We start from the raw sequence: 17,938 nt of genomic DNA, 5'->3' as shown, positions 1-17,938 counted from the left end.
GCGCCCAAGGAAAGCAATGAAAGTCCTATTTCTGGTGCAGAAGGAACAGCGGGCGATTCTCGACCGCCTGTACGACGGTGTCGCGGCCAACTGCGACTGCGACCTGCGCTGGCTGTCCAGCGAGGACCAGCGCAACCTGCGCCGTTATTTCAAGCGCGAGGTGGATGTCACGCGTTACGACCGCATCGTGTTCTTCCTGCGTTTCAAGCAGGAAATCCGTCAGGTGGCGTTCATCCGCAGCGTCCCCAACCTGGTGATCCTCGAGCACGACGCCTACCAGAACTACATCCCCTGCAAGTACACCGGCAAGTTCAGCGCGCACTACCGCAAGCTGCCGTGGGCGCGGGTCATCAGTTCCGGCTACATGGTCAGCGAGCGCCTGCGCCAGGAAGGTTTCGACGCGGTGTTCGTGCCCAAGGGCTATGACGAGCAATTGCTCACCGACCAGGGCCGCGAGCGCGACATTGAGCTGGCGTTCGTGGGTAGCACCAACAGTGTCGCCTACAGCGGTCGCAAGGCGTTGCTGGACGAACTGGGGCGGGTGGAGAACCTGGTGGTCACCCGGACCAAGTCGGGCGAGGATTACTGCAACACGCTCAACCGTATCCGCTTTTTTGTAAGCGCCGATGTCGGCATGGGCGAGTACATGATCAAGAACTTCGAGGCAATGGCCTGTGGTTGCGTGCTGCTGGCCTACGACCAGGGTGAGCAGGAAAACCGCGCCTTGGGGCTGCAAGACATGCACAACGTCGTGCTCTACGACAGCATCCCGGTACTGCAGGCCAAATTGCGCCGCCTGCGCGATGATCCGGACCTGGCGGCGCGTATTGCCGTCAATGGCCGCGAACTTGCAACTTCTCGCTTCAGTTTTGCCCAGGTCGGCCGTAGCATTGTCGAACACATGAGCCCCGCGCTGCGGCCCCATCCACCGCTGACCCCATGGCAGCGTCTGCGCCTGCAGCTCGGAATCTGAATTTTTGATTCGCCCATCGATGATGGGCATGTAGTGTACCTGCCGCGAGGCGGAGGGAACCCCGTGCGTTTTTCCGATGTAAGTGATGTCACCCTGGTGGTGACGAGTTGCGGGCGTTTCGACCTGCTTAAGGAAACCCTGGAAAGCTTTGACCGGTACAACACCGCGACGGTCCGCGAGGTCTTCATCACCGAAGACTCGGGCAACGATGCGGTGCATGACGCGGTGCCGGAACACTGGAAAGCGCATTGCACGGTGTTCGTGAACCGCCCCAAGCTGGGCCAACTGGCGTCGATCGACCTGGCCTATAGCCGTGTGCGGACACCGTACATCTTCCATTGCGAGGATGACTGGCGCTTCTATCGCCCGGGGTTCGTCGAGGATTCCCGCGCAATACTTGAAGTCAGCCCGCACCTGCTTCAGGTGTGGCTGCGCAGTCACGCCCACGACCTGGCCATCCACAGTCCGTACATCCATCTGGGTGATCGCCAAGTGATCGCTGGCGTGCCCTGCTACCCGCTGATTTCGGAGAAAGCCGAGTGGCAGGCCTTCTCGCTCAACCCGGGGCTGCGGCGCTTGAGCGATTATCAAAGCTGTGCGCCATACGCGGCCTATTCTGGTGAGAAGGCGCTGTCGCGTCGTTATGCCGAGTTGAACCTGACGGCCGTGACCCTTGAGGGTGACGCGGTGCTGCATACTGGCTTCGGCATGCACGTGACCGTGCCGGAAGAGGTTCAACGCAAGGTCCGCCGTCGGCAACGGGATCGGGTGAAGTTTGCGCTATCGTCGTTGCTCGGGCTGGTGGTTGGGCTGGGGATCGGTTTCCTGGCCCATTGATACGGCTCATACGATGCCCATGGACTCCTGGAAGGGGCGCAATGCCGTTGAATATCGTCAATGTGATGTGGTCGGGCGGCTCGCCCTACATGTCCATACACAAGGTCCATCGGGATCTTCTGGTTCATGCGCAGTCGGACGCGCGGGTTTGCAACTGGTTGTTGCTCGGTGACGGTCTGTGCAGCAGTTTCGGGCAGGTGCGCAGTTGGCATTTGCCGCAGCGTTTGCTCAAGGGGCGAATGCCTTATGTGCTGGCGATGCCGTGGCTTCGTTGGCGCCTTCGCAAGGCACTGGTCGAGGCCTCGGTGGACCTGCTGGTGTTGGATGGGTTGGGCGTGGCCCGGCTGTTCCTGCCACTCGTCCGGCAAATGGCAGATGTGCGGGTCACCGTCCTGTTCCACGGCAGGACGCGTCTGAGCACACGCGATGTCAGGCTGTTTCGCAGCCTGCCACCCGAGCAACTGAGTGTCGCCGCCGTCTCCGCGACGTTGGCGCGTTCGCTTGAGCAGGGGCTTGGTTGCCCGGTGGGCACCTTGCGCATGGCCCTGGACCCTCAGGTATTCACCCAGCAGTTGCTGGGGCGGGAAGCGGCCCGCCAGGCGCTGGCGCTTCCGGTGCAAGGGCCTTTGCTGGGCGCTGTGGGGCGGCTGGTCGAGGGCAAGGGCTTCGAAATGCTGATCGAGGCATTCGCCCAGGTGCAGGAGCGTCAACCCGATTTGCGTCTGGCCATTCTTGGCGACGGTCCGCTACGCGCTCGGCTGGAGGAGCAGGTCAAGGCCCTTGGCGTCGAGGGTTGCGTGCACTTCGGTGGGCATCGTGATGACCTGATCCGGCTGTACCCGGCATTCGACTGGTTGTTGGTGCCTTCTCGCTCGGAAGGGCTTGGTTTGGTGGTGCAGGAGGCTGTGCTGTCAGGTGTACCAGTACTCTGCAGCGATTTGCCGGTGTTTCGCGAGCAGTTGGGCGAGGCGGGCTGCTACCTGCCCGTTGGTGATCTGGCTGCCTGGGTCGATGCGATCGGCCAATGTGGCCGGCGTGATGCTGCTGCCCAGGCCCGCGAGCAGTGGCGGGCCATGGCACCGCAAGAGCGATGGGAGGCTTTCAAGGAGGGAGCGGCTGGCCTGCTGAAGCGCTGAGGCTCAGCGTTGCGAGAGTGCCGCCTCGAACGCTTCCAGAGGGAACTGGTTGCCGAGCCCTTCACGCTCGATGTAACGCACCATGTGGCGAACGTTACGCCTTACCATCCGCAACGAAAGCGGGGCGCGCAGGAAGCGCATGTCGGCGACATCGATCAACCCCAGTACCCCTTCGGGGGTTTCCACCACATTGCCCAGGTGCAGCGAGCGGAAGTAGATGCCTGAGCGGTGCATCCGGCGAACCAGCTCCACCAGCCGTGGCAAGTGCTGCTCCCAGTCGAAATTGCCCTCGCGCGACAGCTGTAGCAGGGTGCGCCCCGGGAGCGGGCGGTAGAGCACGGCCGTGCGGCCTGGCAGCGCCAGCTTGTGATGGCTGATCACCTCCAGGGTTGGAAAGCCCAGTTGCGCAAGGTGCAGGGCGTTGTCGATGAAGCGTTGCGAATACGGCCGCAGCAATGCGGATGAAATCAGGCGCTTGCGACGAAAAACCTTGAGGATGTTTCCATCGCCGAGCAGGTAGACTTTGGCGCCATGGCTGTCTGCTTCAAGAATCTTGGCGCCTTGTGTCAGCTGATCGAAGTCGACCTGGGTTAGCCGGGAGCATTGCATTGAGGTGGCCTTGTCTTCTGGGCAAGCAAAATGACCGGCAATAATGCCGAAAATTACCCGGAAGCACCATGCGGGTGTGAGTTCGAATCATCGGGGGGAGACTGATGTTTTACGAAAAGCGCTGGGTGCAAGCCTGGTTGGGGTTGGGGTTTGCCTGGTTTCTGGCGGCGATTGCGCTGGCGCCGAGCAACAAGCTGTACCAGCAGGGGCTGGTGTTGTTCCTGTGGTTGCCGACCTTATTGTTGGCTTGGCCGGCCCGGCATGTTTTCGTCGATGCGTGGCGCCGGCAGCGTGCCTTATGGGCCAGTGTCGCCTTGTTGCTGGCCTGGAGTGCCGCGACGCTGGCCTGGTCCTCCACCGAGGAAGGCTCACGCGAAGTCAAACGGCTGTTGTACATCCTGGTGTTTCTGATGGCGTTCCCGTTGCTGGCGCAGCTAGGCGAGGCGCGTTGCCGCATGCTTTTGCGGGTTGGCGGGATGCTGCTGGCCGTCGCGGCACTGGTTTCGATCATCCGCTTCTACAGTGTGATTGGCTATCCGTTGCAGGCCCGGCTTGAAGGTATCGGGGAGATCTCGCACCCGATTCTCGGTGCCTATGTCATCGGCGCGGCGATCATCTGGTTGTCGTACGACTGCCCTCGGAGTCGGGGGCTGCAATTGGGGTGGTTGGCGGCACTGGCATGCCTGGGGGCGTTTGTCGCGTTCACTCAAAGCCGTGGTGCGCTCATGTCCGTGGCGCTTACCGTCCTGTTTGCGCCGCTCTGGTTCCGTAGTCGCTACAGCGGCGCCCTTGCCATGGTCGTGCTGGTCGCGGGGGGGGCTGGAATTTCCATGGCCTATGACCTCCTAATCATGCAGCGCGGCTCGTCCTACCGCCCGGAGATATTCCAGGTCTCCCTGCAAATGATCGCCGAGCATCCCTGGACCGGGCTTGGTCTGGGAGCCTTCTACCGGGTCGAGGCTGCTGGGCTACAGTTTGACCACACCCACAACATGTTCACTCACGTTGCCGTCGAACTGGGCTTGCCGGGCATGCTGCTGTGGGTCGCGGTATGGCTGTTCACCCTTGGCGAGATTGTCCGCGCGCGCTCGACGCCCTTCGGCAAGCTGCTGTTGAGCCTCTGGGTGTTCTCCACCCTGGCGATGCAGTTCGACGCCGCGAGCCTGACGGGCACGCCGCGCGCTGAATGGTTCATCAGTTGGTTGCCGGTGGGGTTGGCGATGTTGCTGCCCGGGGCGCGGCCCGGTGACAAGCCTGTGGTAAAATCGCCGGTTCAACCTGTACAGCGAGCTTGACGATGGCCGAAACACCGCGCCCTGCGGAAAACTCCTCCAGCCTGAAGATCTACTTCCGGCTGTTGAGCTATGTGAAACCCTATATCGGCATCTTCCTGCTGAGTATCGTCGGTTTCGTGATATTCGCCTCCACCCAGCCCATGCTGGCCGGGATCCTCAAGTACTTCGTCGACGGCCTGAGCAACCCGGAGGCCGTGCTGTTCCCCGACGTGCCCTATCTTCGCGACCTGCAACTGCTGCAGGCGGTGCCGCTGCTGATCATCCTGATCGCTGCCTGGCAGGGCCTGGGCTCGTTCCTGGGCAACTACTTCCTGGCCAAGGTATCGCTCTGTCTGGTGCACGACCTGCGTGTCGAGTTGTTCAACAAGCTGCTGGTGTTGCCCAACCGCTATTTCGACAACCACAACTCCGGTCACCTGATCTCGCGTATCACCTTCAACGTGACGATGGTCACCGGCGCGGCGACCGACGCGATCAAGGTCGTGATCCGCGAAGGCCTGACAGTGGTGTTCCTGTTCCTTTACCTGCTGTGGATGAACTGGCAGCTCACCTTGGTCATGCTTGCCATCCTGCCTGTCATCGCCGTGATGGTCAGTACGGCCAGCAAGAAATTCCGCAAGCAGAGCAAGAAGATCCAGGTGGCCATGGGCGACGTGACCCATGTCGCTTCCGAGACCATCCAGGGTTACCGGGTGGTGCGCAGCTTCGGTGGCGAACGCTATGAGGAAGGCCGTTTCAACAAGGCCAGCCAGAGTAACACCGACAAACAGCTGCGCATGACCAAGACTGGTGCCCTGTATACACCGCTGTTGCAGTTGGTGATCTATAGCGCCATGGCCGTGTTGATGTTCCTGGTGTTGTTCCTTCGTGGCGAAGCTTCTGCCGGGGACTTGGTTGCCTACATCACTGCGGCTGGCCTGCTGCCCAAACCAATCCGCCAGCTTTCCGAGGTCAGCTCGACCATCCAGAAGGGCCTGGCGGGCGCCGAGAGCATCTTCGAGCAGTTGGACGAACAGCCTGAGGTTGACAGCGGTACTGTCGAGAAGCAGCGAGTCGAGGGTCGTCTGGAGGTGCGCAACCTCAGCTTCACCTACCCCGGCACCGAGCGTCAGGTACTCAGCGATATCAGCTTCACCGCCGAGCCGGGCCAGATGGTTGCCCTGGTGGGGCGTTCCGGCAGTGGCAAGTCGACGCTCGCGGCGTTGATCCCGCGCTTCTATCACCACAGCGAAGGGCAGATCCTGCTCGATGGCGTGGAGATCGAGCAGTATCGTCTGCGCAACTTGCGCCAGCATGTGTCACAGGTGACCCAGCATGTGACCCTGTTCAACGACACGGTGGCCAACAACATCGCCTACGGCGACCTCGCCGGTGCGCCGCGTGAGGACATCGAGGCTGCCGCAGCTGATGCCTACGCCAAGGAGTTCGTCGACCAGCTACCCAAAGGCTTCGACACTGAAGTGGGCGAGAACGGCGTGCTGTTGTCCGGTGGTCAGCGCCAGCGCCTGGCGATTGCCCGGGCACTGTTGAAGAACGCGCCATTGCTGATCCTCGACGAGGCGACCTCGGCCCTCGACACCGAGTCCGAGCGCCATATCCAGGCAGCCCTCGATCATGTCATGCAGGGGCGCACCACGCTGGTGATCGCCCACCGGCTGTCGACCATCGAGAAGGCGGACATGATCCTGGTGATGGACCAGGGCCGCCTGGTGGAGCGCGGCACCCACAGCGAACTGCTCGCGGCCAATGGCTATTATGCCCGCCTGCACGCCATGGGGCTGGATGCGCCGGAAAACGCCGACATCACCTGACCCCACGAAAATCGGGGCCTGCAAGGCCCCGATCATCACCACGATGTGTTCACATGCAGGTGGCCGTAAAGCCATCCTCGCCCCTGTGCTAATATCCTGCCCCTGTTCACTTTTTCATATGGGTTGCCCATGAAGTTGTCCATGCCGCGTTTCGATCAAGCCCCGGTATTGGTGGTCGGCGATGTCATGCTCGACCGCTACTGGCATGGCGGTACTTCACGTATTTCGCCCGAGGCGCCAGTGCCGGTGGTCAAGGTCGACCAGATCGAGGATCGCCCCGGTGGCGCGGCCAACGTGGCCTTGAACATCGCCGCCCTCGGCGCGCCCGCCTCGCTGGTCGGTGTCACCGGCCAGGACGAGGCGGCCGACAGCCTCGCCAACAGCCTGCAGGCAGCCGGCGTGCGTTCGATCTTCCAGCGCATCGCCCACCAGCCGACCATCGTCAAGCTGCGGGTCATGAGCCGGCATCAGCAGTTGCTGCGCATCGATTTCGAAGAGCCTTTCGCCACCGACCCCTTATCGCTGGGGGAGGAAGTCGAAGCGCTGCTCGAAGGCGTCAAGGTCCTGGTCCTGTCCGACTACGGCAAGGGCGCGCTGCGCAATCACCAGGCGCTGATCCAGGCCGCTCGCCAAAAACGGATCCCGGTCCTGGCCGACCCCAAGGGCAAGGACTTCACGATCTACCGTGGCGCCAGCCTGATCACTCCGAACCTGAGCGAGTTCGAGACCATCGTCGGGCGCTGCGCCGACGAGGCCGAACTGGTCGCCAAAGGCTTGAAGCTGCTGGAAGAGCTCGACCTTGGTGCCTTGCTGGTGACCCGTGGCGAGCATGGCATGACCCTGCTGCGCGTCGGCCATCCGGCCCTGCACCTGCCGGCCCGTGCCCGTGAAGTGTTCGATGTGACCGGTGCCGGTGATACCGTGATCTCGACCCTTGCCGCTGCCATAGCCGCTGGTGAGGACCTGCCCCATGCCGTCGCCCTGGCCAACCTGGCGGCCGGCATCGTGGTCGGCAAGCTCGGTACCGCTGCCATCAGTGCCCCTGAACTGCGCCGGGCCATCCAGCGCGAAGAGGGTTCGGAGCGTGGGGTGCTGAGCCTGGAGCAGCTGTTGCTGGCCATCGACGATGCCCGTGCGCACAACGAGACGATCGTCTTCACCAACGGCTGCTTCGATATCCTTCACGCGGGCCACGTAACTTACCTGGAGCAGGCACGTGCCCAGGGCGACCGCCTGATCGTCGCGATCAACGACGATGCCTCGGTCAGCCGCCTGAAAGGGCCTGGCCGGCCGATCAACAGCGTCGACCGGCGCATGGCCGTGCTGGCTGGCCTGGGGGCGGTGGACTGGGTGATCAGCTTCCCCGAGGCCACGCCGGAAAACCTGCTGCGCCAGGTCAAGCCGGACGTGTTGGTCAAGGGCGGCGACTATGGCATCGACCAGGTGGTCGGCGCCGATATCGTCAAGGCCTATGGCGGCACGGTGAAGGTGCTGGGGCTGGTGGAAAACAGCTCGACCACGGCCATCGTCGAGAAGATCCGCAAGCACTGATCGATGTTCCTGTAGGGGCCAGCAAGGCTGGCTCCTACAGGTGGGTGACTACTTGTGTAGCGAGGTGCGCGCCCGCTCCAGCAGCGCCCGCGCCTTGTCACTGAAACGCTCCAGATGCGACGCTGGCGCCGTCCTGCTGTCGACCAGCCCTTGGTCCTTCAGCCATTGCTTCCAGCGCACCCGCTCATCCCGAACGACCCAGCCTTCCTGACGAGCGAAGCTCTCCGCCAGCCATAGCCCGCGCGTGCTGGCTGGCAACAGTTGGTCCTTTTTCACGGTGTAGAGCTCTGCCAGTGGCTTGCCGTCCCGCAAGGGCATCAAGTACAGGTCCGGGCGCTTGCGGTCGAGGCGTGCCACCAACTGGTCGCCTTCGAGGCGTTCGTCGACATGGAACAGGCTCAGCGACTTGGCCTCCCTGGGGACCTCGAGGCGCAGGTCGTAGATCAGTTGCAACGAGGCGGTGGGCAAGTGCACATAGGCTTGTGGCCGCTCCAGCAACATCAGGTTGCCACAGTGCACGGGGCGGGCTGCTCCCGAGGCCGGTGTCAGGACGAAGGGCAGGGCCTCGCGGTAGTGCAGGGCGGCGGCATAGGGCGCTGGCAGCCAGGTGTCGTTGAAGCGTCCGCCGAGCCAGCCTTCGGGTGTTTCCAGCAGGCACTCCTCGGCCACTTCCTGAATCGCCGTATGCAGGGGCAGGTTCAGCTCGTGGGCGGGCACATAGCCAGAGATCAGTTTCAGCACTACATCGCCGCGATCCTGGCGGCGTTGACGCACAAGCACCCAATAGTCGCGGCCATGCCAATGCAAGGTCAGGCGCACTGATACCCCGAGGTTGGCCAGCTCGGCCACAAAGTGGTCGTTGTTTACCAGCTGAATCGCCTTGCGCCGCTGCAGCGTCTGGGCGAAGTTCAGCGGCATGCCGATGCTCTGGTAGGTGAGGCCGTCGGGGGTGGCCTCGACATGCAGCGGCAATGTCTTGAAATTGCTCGGGTTCTTGCGGATCAGCGTACGCGGCACGAGGCTCCTCCTTGCGTTGGGCCCCCGTCCGGGCGGCTCAGGGGCGGCCCAGGATGCGGGCGACGGTGGCCACGTTGTGGGCCAGGTGCACCGGGTTGATGGTGCCGACAATGGCACTGTTCACGCCCGGGTGGGCGAACAGCAGCTCGAAGCTGGCCTGCACCGGATCGACCCCGGGCGCCAGGCAGATATGCCCGCTGGCCAAGGCCTTTTTCACCAGGATCGCCTTGCCGTGCTCGGCAGCGTAGTCCAGCACCGGCCGCTCCGCCTGCTCGTTGAGGTTGTAGGTGACCATGGCGCAGTCGCCCTGTTCCAGGGCTTTCAAGCCGCCGGCAACCGTCTTGCCGGAGAAACCATAGCCGAGAATCTTGCCCTCCTGCTTAAGCGTGGCGAGGGTTTCATACACGGCTTCATGCTCGAGGATCGCCAGATCGTTGCCGTCGGAGTGCACCAGCACCAGTTCGATGCGGTCGGTCTCCAGGCGCTTGAGACTGCGTTCGACCGAGCGGCGGGTGTGGGCGGCGCTGAAATCGAAATGCGACTGACCGTCGTCGAACTCTTCACCCACCTTGCTGACGATCACCCATTCGTCGCGCTGGCCGCGCAGCAGCGGGCCCAGGCGCTCCTCGCTACGGCCATAGGCCGGGGCGGTGTCGAGCAGGTTGATCCCCAGTTCGCGCGCCTGCCCGAGCAGCAGGCGGGCGGTTTCGTCATCGGGGATGGTGAAACCGTTGGGGTACTTCACGCCCTGGTCGCGGCCCAGCTTGACCGTGCCCAGGCCCAGGGGCGATACGCGCAGGCCGGTACTGCCCAGCGGGCGATGATGGTCGTGCAAGGTTGGCAGGCTCATGGCAGCAGTTGCTCCCAGGCCGGTACGCCCAGCGGTGGGCGCGGCAGCTCGGCCAGGTTTGGCTGTGCCGAGGGGTGGAGGCCATCGCGTTCGAAGCTGGCCAGCACACGGTCGGCGAAGTCTGGCGCCAGGGCCAGTTTGGTCGGCCAGCCCACCAGCAGGCGCTGCTGCTCGGCGAGGAAGGCGTTGTCCGGGCGCACCAGGCCCGATTGCGCGGGTTCGGCGCGATCAACTCGCAGGGTGGCCCAGCGTACTTGGCTCTGGTCGACCCAGGGCAACAGGCCGGCGACTTCCTTCTGCGCCGCGGCGATCTGCGCGGCGGGCTCGCGGGCCACACCGTCGGCTTCGGCGATGTCGCCACCGAGGTACCACACCCACTGGCCGTCGGCGGCCGGGTGGGTGGTCACGGTGATGCGTGGCTTGGGGCCGCCGCCCAGGCAGTGGGCGTACAGCGGTTTGAGGTTGGGCCCCTTGGCCAGGACCATGTGCAGCGGACGGCGCTGCATGGCGGGCTGCTCGAGGCCCAGTGCATGCAGAAGGTCCGCCGTGCCGCCACCGGCGCTGAGGACAATGCGCTGGGCGCGGATCTCGCGACCGTCGACACGCAGCCCAGCCAGTTCGTCGCCCTCGCGCAGCGGCTCGATATGTTCGCCCGCCAGCAGGCTGTCGCCAGCCAGTCGTGCGAGGTTGGCCAGCAGGCTGGGCACATCGATGACCAGTTCAGCCAGGCGATAGACCTTGCCCTTGAATGCGCGGTCCTGCAGCGCCGGGGGCAGTTGCTCGCCCTTGACCTGGTCGACCCGGCCACGCACGGCCTTGCTGGCGAAGAAGCTGGTGAGGTTGCCGGCCAGGGTGCCGGGGGACCAGAGGTAGTGGGCATCGGACAGCAGGCGGGTGCCCGTCAGGTCCAGCTCGCCGTTGCCGGCCAGCGCTTCGCGCCAGCGCCGCGGCATGTCGGCGATGGCCTCGGAGGCGCCGGTCAGGGCGCCGTGCAGGGCGTACTTGGTGCCGCCGTGGATGATGCCTTGCGACTTGATGGTCTGCTCGCCACCCAGGCTGGCGCGCTCCACCAGTACCGTCGAATAGCCCAGGCGACGCAGGCGGGCGTTGAGCCAGAGGCCTGCGACCCCGGCGCCGACGATCAGCACGTCAGTGGAAATGGCGGATGGCATGCGGGCACCTCGAAAGCTGGGACAGGTGCGCAGTATACAGGCTAAGCCCTCGACCAGCTTGCACACGGCCTGTAGGAGCCAGCCTTGCTGGCGATGCAAGGCGCAAGCCTTGCCAGAGGGGAGGCGTTCGCCAGCAAGGCTGGCGCCTACAAGGACGCGGGGTCAGTGCCCGGCGGTGTTGGAGAACACCTGGATCACCACCACGCCACCGACGATCATGGCCATGCCCAGCATCGCCGGGACATCCAGCTTCTGCCCATAGATCACCAGGGCTGCGACGCTGATCAGCACGATGCCCAGCCCCGACCAGATCGCATAGGCGATGCCCACCGGAATGCTGCGCACCACCAGGGTCAGCATCCAGAAAGCCACCCCGTAGCCACAGATCATCAACAGCAACGGCAGCGGTGTGCTCAGCCCCTTGACCGCCTTCATGGAGGCGGTGGCGATGACTTCGGCGCAGATGGCGATGGCGAGATAGGTATAGGCGTTCATGGTGCGGGTCCTCCGTTGCTGGCTGTGCATTCTAGGGGATGCCCAGATGCGGTAAAGTCATTACCTATCTGATATGGAGATGGGTTGGCAATGGCCGAGCACTGGAACCTGGAACAACTACGGCTTTTCGTGCGCACGGCGGAACTGCGTTCGTTTTCCGCCGTGGCGCGCGAACAACGGCGGGCGCAGTCGGCGGTAAGCAACGCCATCGCCTTGTTGGAGGTGGACCTGGGCGTGGCGCTGTTCGAACGCAGCAGCGGGCGCCAGCCCAGGCTGACCGAAAGCGGTGCCGCGCTGCTGGAGGATGCCCGCGAACTGCTGCGCCAGTGCGAACGCCTCGATGGTAGGGCCCTGGCGTTGATGCGCGGCCAGGAAGCCTTGCTGCGGGTGGCCCAGGACGAGGCCATGCCGTACCAGCCGGTGATCGACAGCCTCGACGAGTTGGCGGCGCGCTACCCCTATCTTGAGGTCCAGCTGGCCAGTGGTGCCCAGGGGGATGTGGCACGTAAGCTGGTGGAGCGGCGCGCCGACCTTGGGCTGTTCTTCCATCACGAGCGTATTCCCGCCTCGCTCGAGCGCCGCGCGCTGGGCAGTGTCGAGATGGTCACGGTGTGTGCCGTCGACCATCCACTGGCGAGCCTGGCCAAGGTCAGCCGGCAGCAATTGGCGCGTCATCGCCAGTTGCTGATCACGCCCCAGCAAAGTGGCTACCCCGGTGGCGAGGCGATCAGCCCGCAGGTCTGGCGCGCCGATAGCTTCTACGCCATGGCCGAGCTGCTGATGCGTGGCCTCGGGTGGGCCTGGCTGCCACGGCATGTGGTGCAGTACCCCACCTACCAGGCGCAGATGGTCGAACTGGACAGCGAGTGGCGCCCGCCGGCCCTGGTCGCGGAGCTGGCCTGGCGCCGCGACGAACCACTGGGCCCGGCCGCCCAATGGCTGGCCGAGCGCTTCGCCGTGCACTTGCGAGCGATTGGCTGACAGGCCTTTTCGCGCGGTTCCTAGTAAACTCCGCCGCCATGAACAGAACCCTCTATACCCTGCTGTTTCACCTGGGCCTGCCGCTGGTCGCGCTGCGCCTGTTCCTGCGCGGGCGCAAGGCGCCGGCCTATCGTGCGCGTATTGCCGAGCGTTTCGCCTGGCAGTTGCCGCCGCTGCGCCAGGGGGGCATCTGGGTGCATGCGGTCTCGGTGGGCGAGAGCATCGCCGCCGCGCCAATGGTTCGTGCCTTGCTTGCGCAGTACCCGGACCTGCCCATCACGCTCACCTGCATGACCCCGACCGGCTCGGAGCGGATCCACGCGATGTTCGCCAACGAGCCGCGGGTGCAGCACTGCTACCTGCCCTATGACCTGCCGTGGGCGGCGGGGCGCTTCCTCGACCATGTGCGGCCGAAGCTGGGCGTCATCATGGAAACCGAACTTTGGCCCAACCATATCCATCAATGCGCGAAGCGCGGCATTCCGGTGGCGCTGGCCAATGCGCGGCTGTCCGAGCGTTCAGCGCGGGGGTATGCGCGTTTCGCCGGCCTGACTCGACCGATGCTCGAGCAGATGAGCCTGATCGCGGTGCAGACCGCGACAGAGGCCGAGCGTTTCCGTCGTCTGGGGGCGCGCAGCGAGTGCGTGCAGGTGACCGGTTCGATCAAGTTCGACCTGAAGGTCGACGAGCAGTTGTTGCCGCGTGCCCGTGAGCTGCGTGGGCAGTGGGGCGCGACCCAGCGCCCGGTATGGATCGCCGCCAGTACCCATGACGGCGAGGATGCGTTGATTCTCGATGCCCACCGGCAGTTGTTGCAGGTGCACAGTGATGCGCTGCTGATCCTGGTACCACGTCATCCCGAGCGGTTCAACGCGGTACATGCCCTGTGCGCCGAGCAGTTCGCCACGGTGCGCCGCTCGCTCGGCGAGCCGGTGGCGGCGCAGACCCAGGTGTTGCTGGGTGACACCATGGGCGAGTTGCTGTTCCTCTATGCCCTGGCCGATATTGCCTTCGTTGGCGGCAGCCTGGTGCCAACGGGTGGGCACAACCCGCTTGAGCCCGCCGCGCTGGCGTTGCCGGTGCTCATGGGGCCGCACGTGTTCAACTTCCTGGAAATCAGCGCGATGCTGCGTGAGGCGGGGGCGTTGCAGCAGGTGGACGACGCCGACGGGCTGGCGGAGAGGGTGCGCCAGTTGGTGGAACTGCCCCAGGATGCCCTGCGCATGGGCGAGGCGGGCAGGGCGGTGATGCAAGCCAACCAGGGCGCGTTGCAGCGCCTGCTGGATGGGCTGGCAAGATTGCTGTAGGAGCCAGCTTCGCTGGCGATGCAAGGCGTAGCCTTGCCAGTGAAAACGGCGTGGAGCCGTTCGTCAGCAACGCTGGCTCCTGCAGGTATGGCGTCGCCTTTTGCGGTAATCAGGGCCGGCGTTCGAAGTTCTTTGCCGCCGCCGCTGCCAGGTCCGGTGGCAGGAAGTCCTTGTCCGGGTTGTAGTCGGCTTTCAGGTAGCGCCCCAGGTCTTGCAGGTCTTGCGGGCTCAGGGTGCCGGCGGCCTGCTTCAGGCGCAGGTTGTCGAGGATGTAGTCGTAGCGGCTGTTGTTGTAGTCGCGTACCGAGGTGTACAGCTGGCGCTGGGCATCGAGCACATCGACGATGTTGCGCGTCCCCACCTGGTAGCCGATCTCGGTGGCTTCCAGCGCGCTCTGGTTGGAGATGATCGACTGCTTGCGCGCCTGCACCTGCTCGACATCGGTGTTCACCGCGCGGTGCAGGTTACGGGTGTTCTCCACCACCTGGCGACGCAGGCTTTCGCGCTGCTGTTCGGTCTGCGTGAGGCGCGAATAGGCCTCGCGAACCTGCGAGCTGGTCAGGCCGCCACTGTAGATTGGAATGTTCAGTTGCAGGCCGATGCTGGTCTGCTCCACGTCACGGCCGTAGGGCACGTTCGGTTGCAGTTGCGAGTTGGTGAAGCCGAGGTTGTCGTTGTCACCTTTCTGGTACTTCGCCACGGCATCGAGGGTCGGTGCGTGGCCCGCCTTGCGCTGGCGCACGGTTTCTTCGGCGGCGGTCACGGCGTGGTTGGTCGCCAGCAGGTTGAGGTTCTGCCGCCCGGCGGTCTCGACCCACGCTTTGGCGTCGTTGGGGGTCGGCACCTGAACCGGCAGGGTGTGGACCACGCCCTGGATCGCGCTGTACTGGCGGTTCGTCAGGGTGATCAAGGCTTCGAAGGCATCCTGTACCTGGCGCTCGGCAATGATCCGGTTGGCCCGGGCGGTGTCGTAGCTGGCTTGCGATTGCAGCACGTCGGTCTTGTCCGAAAGGCCGACGTCGAAGCGTTCGTTGGATTGATCGAGCTGGCGCTTGAAGGCCGCTTCTTCAGCTTTGGTCGAGGCCAGGTTGTCCTGCGCGCGCAGCACGGCGAAGTAGTTCTCGGCAGTCTGCAGGATCAGGTTCTGCTCGGTGGCCGACAGTTCCAGCGCGGCCTGCTCGTTGACGGACTCGGCGGCCTGCAACTGGAACCAGCGGTCGGCGCGGAAGATCGGTTGCGCCAGGGTGGCGCTCCAGGCGTTGCCGCTGCGGTTGGAGGTGATCGACGGTTCGTCGAGCTTGGTCCGCGTGTTCATCATCTCGGCGCCGGCCGAGAGATTGGGCAGCAGGCCGGCACGGGCCTGGGGCACCACTTCACGGCGGGCGCCATAGTCGGCGCGGGCGGCGGCCAGGTCGGCGTTGTTATCGACCGCTTCCTGGTAGACGCTGACCAGGTCGGTCTTCACCGTCGTGGGCGTATCCACTGCCCAGGCCACTCCGTGGGACGCACAAGACACGGCAATTGCCAGTGAGAGTTTGCGCAGCATAGGGCAATCCTTGATCAAATTTTATTTACTGTACTGTCGGGTATCGAGCGATGCGCCAGTGTAGTGCCGCACGCCGTCCTCAACAATCCACTGCTTGTGCCATTTATCACCCCCGGATTTACCCGCTTGGCTTTGCCGGCCACTCCAGTCTAGACTGCGCATGTTCTTGTCGGGGTGCCTTGAAGCAAAGGCTGAGATCGCAAAGTTGCGGATCCCGTTGAACCTGATCAGGTTAGCGCCTGCGTAGGGAACAAGATTGCTCTCATTATCCCGGGAGCCTCTTGTGCCAGGTCCGGGAATGTCTCAGCTGCTTGCAGCGCAAGGCACCTCCACGTATCCGGCACTGCACTCGTCGACACGGGTGCGTCCGCGCCTTTCAGGTTCACCCCCGACATTCCGCCCGCAAGGGAGCTGTCTGGAGAGCCTGTGATGAGCAAACAAGAAAAAACGATCAGTCTGAGCGAGTCGGCCCAAGTCGACCAACAGTCCGTGCAACCCCTGCCCAATTCGCGCAAGGTCTATGTCGAAGGTTCACGCCCCGACATCCGCGTGCCCATGCGCGAAATCAGCCTGCACGACACCCCTACCGACTTCGGCGGCGAGAAAAACGCCCCGGTGCTGGTGTATGACACCTCCGGCCCGTACACCGACCCCAATGTCGTCATCGACGTGCGCAAGGGCCTGGGCGATGTGCGCTCGGCCTGGATCGACGCCCGTGGCGACACCGAACGCCTGGAGGGCCTGAGCTCGAACTTCGGCCAGCAGCGCCTGAACGATGCCGAACTGGCCAAGCTGCGCTTCGCCCACGTGCGCAACCCACGCCGCGCCAAGGCCGGCGCCAACGTCACGCAGATGCACTACGCACGCCAGGGCATCATCACTGCCGAGATGGAATACGTCGCCATCCGCGAGAACATGAAGCTGCAGGAAGCCCGCGCGGCCGGCCTGCTGGACCAGCAGCACGCCGGCCATAGCTTCGGCGCGAGCATCCCGAAAGAAATCACCCCCGAGTTCGTGCGCGAGGAGATCGCCCGTGGCCGCGCGATCATCCCGGCCAACATCAACCACACGGAACTGGAGCCGATGATCATCGGCCGTAACTTCCTGGTGAAGATCAACGGCAACATCGGTAACAGCGCCCTGGGTTCCTCGATCGAGGAAGAAGTGGCCAAGCTGACCTGGGGTATCCGCTGGGGCTCGGACACGGTCATGGACCTGTCCACCGGCAAGCACATCCACGAAACCCGCGAGTGGATCATCCGCAACTCGCCGGTACCGATCGGCACCGTGCCGATCTACCAGGCCCTGGAGAAGGTCAATGGTGTCGCCGAGGACCTCACCTGGGAGCTGTTCCGCGACACGCTGATCGAACAGGCCGAACAGGGCGTGGACTACTTCACCATCCACGCCGGCGTGCTGCTGCGCTATGTGCCGCTGACCGCCAAACGCGTCACTGGCATCGTCAGCCGTGGCGGCTCGATCATGGCCAAGTGGTGCTTGGCGCACCACAAAGAGAACTTCCTCTACACGCATTTCGACGAGATCTGCGAAATCATGAAGGCCTACGACGTCAGCTTCTCGCTGGGCGACGGCCTGCGCCCGGGCTCGATCGCCGATGCCAACGACGCCGCCCAGTTCGGTGAGCTGGAAACCCTCGGCGAGCTGACCAAGATTGCCTGGAAACACGACGTGCAGTGCATGATCGAAGGCCCAGGCCACGTGCCGATGCAGTTGATCAAGGAGAACATGGACAAGCAGCTGGAGTGCTGCGACGAGGCACCGTTCTACACCCTCGGCCCGCTGACCACCGACATTGCCCCGGGCTACGACCACATCACCTCGGGCATCGGCGCGGCGATGATTGGCTGGTTCGGTTGCGCCATGCTCTGCTACGTCACGCCCAAGGAGCACCTGGGCCTGCCGAACAAGGATGACGTGAAGACGGGCATCATCACCTACAAGATCGCTGCGCATGCTGCGGACCTTGCCAAGGGGCATCCGGGCGCGCAGATTCGTGACAATGCGCTGTCCAAGGCGCGCTTCGAGTTCCGCTGGGAAGACCAGTTCAACCTGGGGCTGGACCCGGACACCGCGCGCTCGTTCCACGACGAGACGTTGCCCAAGGAGTCGGCCAAGGTCGCGCACTTCTGCTCGATGTGCGGGCCGAAGTTCTGCTCGATGAAGATCACCCAGGAAGTGCGCGAATACGCCGCCAAGATCGAAACCGTTGACGTGACGGTCGAGCAGGGCATGCGCGAGCAGGCCGAGCGGTTCCGCCAGGAAGGCAGCCAGCTGTACCAGAAGGTCTGACCTTCTCGAGCTAACGTGAGTGGCGTGGGAGCGGGCTTGCCCCGCGAT

At 64.1% G+C, this 17,938-nt stretch carries 14 protein-coding genes, 1 pseudogene and 1 riboswitch; of the genes and pseudogenes, 9 read left to right on the top strand and 6 right to left on the bottom strand.

Features of this window, described 5'->3' with window-relative positions; all coding sequences use genetic code 11:
- Nucleotides 1-16: 16 nt before the first annotated feature.
- The 3 genes from IM733_RS16875 (at nt 17) to IM733_RS16865 (ending at nt 2,946) form a co-directional block, all read left to right on the top strand.
- Nucleotides 17-973, top strand: coding sequence for a glycosyltransferase (locus IM733_RS16875; RefSeq protein ID WP_213658568.1), 957 nt, complete (start codon nt 17-19; stop codon nt 971-973).
- A 63-nt stretch (nt 974-1,036) separates the two neighbouring features.
- Nucleotides 1,037-1,810 (top strand): glycosyltransferase family 2 protein, encoded by a 774-nt coding sequence (locus tag IM733_RS16870; protein WP_248917686.1) that lies wholly within the window; start codon nt 1,037-1,039, stop codon nt 1,808-1,810.
- A 47-nt stretch (nt 1,811-1,857) separates the two neighbouring features.
- Entirely contained in the window at nt 1,858-2,946 is a 1,089-nt protein-coding gene (locus tag IM733_RS16865; protein ID WP_248921187.1) for a glycosyltransferase, read from the top strand.
- 3 nt (nt 2,947-2,949) lie between these two features.
- Here the strand turns inward: IM733_RS16865 and IM733_RS16860 are convergent, their stop codons facing one another.
- A complete protein-coding gene (locus tag IM733_RS16860; protein WP_248917685.1) occupies nt 2,950-3,555 on the bottom strand; it encodes a toluene tolerance protein in 606 nt (201 codons plus the stop codon).
- A gap of 104 nt (nt 3,556-3,659) precedes the next feature.
- Here IM733_RS16860 and IM733_RS16855 point away from each other — a divergent pair.
- The 3 genes and pseudogenes from IM733_RS16855 to hldE all read left to right on the top strand — a co-directional run.
- A pseudogene (locus IM733_RS16855) lies at nt 3,660-4,834 on the top strand (O-antigen ligase family protein); the annotation flags it as partial.
- Nucleotides 4,835-4,852: 18 nt separating this feature from the next.
- The gene (gene msbA / locus IM733_RS16850; RefSeq protein ID WP_248917683.1) at nt 4,853-6,661 is read left to right on the top strand and encodes a lipid A export permease/ATP-binding protein MsbA; all 1,809 of its coding nucleotides are present in this window, start codon (nt 4,853-4,855) and stop codon (nt 6,659-6,661) included.
- 129 nt (nt 6,662-6,790) lie between these two features.
- Entirely contained in the window at nt 6,791-8,212 is a 1,422-nt protein-coding gene (gene hldE, locus IM733_RS16845; RefSeq protein WP_248917682.1) for a bifunctional D-glycero-beta-D-manno-heptose-7-phosphate kinase/D-glycero-beta-D-manno-heptose 1-phosphate adenylyltransferase HldE, read from the top strand.
- 48 nt (nt 8,213-8,260) lie between these two features.
- Here hldE and IM733_RS16840 read toward each other — a convergent pair whose 3' ends face one another.
- The 4 genes from IM733_RS16840 to IM733_RS16825 all read right to left on the bottom strand — a co-directional run bounded on the left by IM733_RS16840 (nt 8,261) and on the right by IM733_RS16825 (nt 11,746).
- Entirely contained in the window at nt 8,261-9,229 is a 969-nt protein-coding gene (locus IM733_RS16840) for a metal ABC transporter ATPase (protein WP_248917681.1), read from the bottom strand.
- A gap of 37 nt (nt 9,230-9,266) precedes the next feature.
- Entirely contained in the window at nt 9,267-10,079 is an 813-nt protein-coding gene (locus IM733_RS16835; RefSeq protein ID WP_248917680.1) for an aldo/keto reductase, read from the bottom strand.
- Nucleotides 10,076-11,251: an NAD(P)/FAD-dependent oxidoreductase gene (locus tag IM733_RS16830; RefSeq protein ID WP_248917679.1), complete on the bottom strand. Its 1,176-nt coding sequence runs from the start codon at nt 11,249-11,251 to the stop codon at nt 10,076-10,078. The genes IM733_RS16835 and IM733_RS16830 overlap by 4 nt, the downstream gene beginning before the upstream one ends.
- Nucleotides 11,252-11,413: 162 nt before the next feature.
- Nucleotides 11,414-11,746 carry a DMT family transporter gene (locus tag IM733_RS16825; RefSeq protein ID WP_011535981.1) on the bottom strand — a complete coding sequence of 111 codons (333 nt, stop codon included), beginning with the start codon at nt 11,744-11,746 and terminating at the stop codon, nt 11,414-11,416.
- A gap of 90 nt (nt 11,747-11,836) precedes the next feature.
- Here IM733_RS16825 and IM733_RS16820 point away from each other — a divergent pair, with 90 nt between their 5' ends.
- Nucleotides 11,837-12,727 carry a LysR family transcriptional regulator gene (locus IM733_RS16820; RefSeq protein ID WP_248917678.1) on the top strand — a complete coding sequence of 297 codons (891 nt, stop codon included), beginning with the start codon at nt 11,837-11,839 and terminating at the stop codon, nt 12,725-12,727.
- Between the two features lie 38 nt (nt 12,728-12,765).
- Nucleotides 12,766-14,034, top strand: coding sequence for a lipid IV(A) 3-deoxy-D-manno-octulosonic acid transferase (gene waaA, locus IM733_RS16815; RefSeq protein ID WP_248917677.1), 1,269 nt, complete (start codon nt 12,766-12,768; stop codon nt 14,032-14,034).
- A 109-nt stretch (nt 14,035-14,143) separates the two neighbouring features.
- Here waaA and IM733_RS16810 read toward each other — a convergent pair whose 3' ends face one another.
- Nucleotides 14,144-15,580 (bottom strand): TolC family outer membrane protein, encoded by a 1,437-nt coding sequence (locus IM733_RS16810; protein WP_248917676.1) that lies wholly within the window; start codon nt 15,578-15,580, stop codon nt 14,144-14,146.
- A 160-nt stretch (nt 15,581-15,740) separates the two neighbouring features.
- Nucleotides 15,741-15,847: riboswitch (TPP riboswitch) on the top strand.
- Nucleotides 15,848-16,009: 162 nt separating this feature from the next.
- Between IM733_RS16810 and thiC the strand changes: the two genes are divergently transcribed.
- Nucleotides 16,010-17,890, top strand: a complete 1,881-nt coding sequence (thiC, locus tag IM733_RS16805) for a phosphomethylpyrimidine synthase ThiC (protein ID WP_248917675.1) — start codon at nt 16,010-16,012, stop codon at nt 17,888-17,890.
- The last annotated feature ends 48 nt before the right edge of the window (nt 17,891-17,938 follow it).

This window comes from Pseudomonas entomophila, from assembly GCF_023277925.1.
Taxonomy (GTDB): domain Bacteria; phylum Pseudomonadota; class Gammaproteobacteria; order Pseudomonadales; family Pseudomonadaceae; genus Aquipseudomonas; species Aquipseudomonas entomophila_D.
This window is presented reverse-complemented; position numbering and strand designations above follow the sequence as displayed.